Source organism: Verrucosispora sp. SN26_14.1, assembly GCF_004307965.1.
Lineage (GTDB): Bacteria > Actinomycetota > Actinomycetes > Mycobacteriales > Micromonosporaceae > Micromonospora.
The window spans coordinates 1-2,588 of sequence record NZ_SISL01000643.1; the positions used below are offsets into that span (position 1 = coordinate 1).

Annotated in this window: 2 protein-coding genes; both read right to left on the minus strand. The window is 75.1% G+C overall.

Annotated features, from left to right (window positions below; translation table 11 throughout):
• Positions 1-1,853, minus strand: a 1,853-nt coding sequence (locus EYA84_RS30335) for a tetratricopeptide repeat protein (protein ID WP_131057644.1), incomplete at its 3' end; no start/stop codon positions are given.
• The coding region (locus tag EYA84_RS32785) for a carbohydrate ABC transporter permease (RefSeq protein WP_161595073.1) at positions 1,850-2,588 on the minus strand (739 nt) is incomplete at its 5' end. The genes EYA84_RS32785 and EYA84_RS30335, both read right to left, overlap by 4 nt.

Consider the following 2,588-nt stretch of genomic DNA (forward strand, 5'->3'; position numbering starts at 1 on the left):
AGTCCCAGGTCGCTGAGGGCCTGCCCGGCGCGGTCGCCGCCGGCCCGGTGCCGACGGGACAACTCCAGGTGGGCCACCGCCTCGTCCAGCCGCCCCAGGTCGAGCAGGGCCAGCCCGAGGTTCATCCGGGCCTGGGCGGTGCCCCGGCGTCCCTGCGCGGTCACCGCCAGGCTCAGCTCGGCCATCGCGCCGTGCGGGTCGTGGCGGTGCCGCAGCACCACGCCCAACTGGTTGTGCGCCCACCCGGCGATCTCCGGCCGCTGCTGGGTGGTCGGGTTGGCCAGCACCGTCCGGCAGAGGTCCTCCCACGCGTCGCGCCGCTCGGCGTGGGCGAGCCACCCGCACGACGCCACCGCCAACCGGAACCACCAACCCCGTACCCGCCGGGGCAGCGCCTGCACCGCGCCGGCCGGCACCTTGACCACGGCCAGCAGCAGGTCCTGGTGCAGGGTGAACCAGTCGTACGGGTCGTCGGTCGGTAGTCGCTGGTCGGTCCCCGGCGGACCGGGCGCCGTCAGCCCGGTCACCTGCCGTTCGGCCCGGCGGGCCAGGTGCCGGGTCAGCCGCGCCTGGGCGTTCACCCGGCGGCGCACCGGCACGGTCGCCCGGAGGTGCATCCGCGCGTACGGGGCGAGAGGTTCTCTGATCTCGTACCGGTCGCCGGTCTCGGCTTTCACGAAGGCGCCGTCGGCCAGCTCGTCGATGAGCGCGGCGACGCGATCCGGGCGGCGTCGGGCCAGCGCGGCGATGCTCGGCCGGTCCAGCGGCACCGGGCTGAGCGCCATCAGCCGCCACAGTCTCCGCGCCTCGGCACCGAGGGCGTGGTACGCGGTGTCCTGCGCGACGACCAGCTCGGCCATCGGCGAGAAGTCGACCCGCTGGTGCGGTGGTGTGTCGGCGGCCCGACGCAGTGCGTGCAGCACGTCGGCGTGTCGCCAGCCGTGTGTGGTCGTCTGCCGGCCCAGCGCGGTCACGGCACGGGGTTGGCGGCCACACAGCTCCACGATCGTCTCGGCGTCGGGGTCCAGACGCGGGTCGTCGCGCGGCGGACGACGTCCCCCGGCGGCGGCGACGGCGAACATCTCCACCGCGTCCTTCGTGGTCGGCTCCGCCAGCCCGTAGGGCTGCACTCCGTTGAGCGCACCGAGCCGTCCGGTGCCGGCCAGGAGTAGCTGGCAGACCCGGGTGGTCGGTGGCAGCAGCGTGCGGACCTGGGCGGGGTCGTCCACGTTGTCCAGCACCAGCAGGACTCTGCGGCCGTCGACCTGGCCGCGCAGCGCGTCCGCGGCGTCGGCGAGGTCGTCGGCGCGTCCCGAGTACGGCGGGGTGGTGCCGAGGATGCGGGCCAGCGCGGTGAGGACCTCCCGGGGCGAGAGCGCCCGACCGCCTCGGCGCAGGTCGAGGTAGTACTGCCCGTCGGGGAACCGGTCCTTGCACAGGTCGGCGGCCTTGATAGCGCACCAGGAGGTGCCGATGCCCCGTCGACCCACCACCGCCACGGCGTGCTCCGGGTCGAGAAGCTCCACCACCTCCTCCGCCTGTCCGGGGCGTCCGGTGAACCCGCCCGACCTGGGCAGCGTGGGGGCGTTGACGGTCGCCGAGGGGACGGCGTGGTCGTCGGCGGGCACCGGAGTCCGTTGCCGGCGTCGCCACTCCACCAGGAAGGAGGCGGCCACACCGAGTGCCGCCAGGCCCAGGCTGGCCGAGCCGAGGGCGGTCACGGACAGGTCGGAGACCAGGTTGCCGGTGATGTTGCCCAGCAGCGCGCTGACTCCGGCGCTGAGGACACCGCCGAGCGCCAGCAGCACGCTGAGCAGGCGAGGTCGCCGGGTGGGCCGGCGCGGGCCGGTCACCGTACGCCCCCGGCGACCAGCCCGGCGACGATCTGTCGGCGGCCCAGCACGAACACCAGCACCGGCAGGATCGAGGCGAGCACCGATCCGGCCGCGAGCGTGCCGCTGCCGGTCACGAAACCCCGTGTCTGCTCGGCCAGGAACCAACCGAGCGGGGCGGCGTCCGGGCCGCTGAACAGCAGACCCACCACCAGGTCGTTCCACACCTGGACGAACTCCAGCACGGCCACCGCCACCACGGCGGTGCGGTGGTGGCGGACCAGCCGTCGCAGGGTGTCCCACAGGTGCCGCTCACCGAGGCGGGCGGCCCGGACCTGGTCGGCGGGCAGGTCGGCGAAGGCGTTGCGCAGCACCAGCACGGCGAACGGGATCCCCAGCGCGATGTGCACCAGCGCCAGCCCGCGCGCGGTGCCGGAAGAGAGCGCCAGGCCGAGCACCTCGTTGATCGGCCCCGCGACGACCTGCACCGGGACCACCGCGGCGGCCAGCAGGGCCAGCCCGACGGCCTGGGCGGGTGGCCCGGTCAGCCAGGCCAACGGGTACGCGGCGAGCAGCGCCACGCAGAGCACGACGGCGGTGACGACCAGGGCCAGCAGCAGCGTGAAGCCCAGACTGCGCCACAGGCCCGTCCCGCCGAGCACCGCCCGGTACGAGTCGAGACCCGGTGGCCCGGACCACCAGGCGGCGGTGGCCGCCCGCACCGGACTCTGCGACGAGGTGGCCGCGAGCACCCCG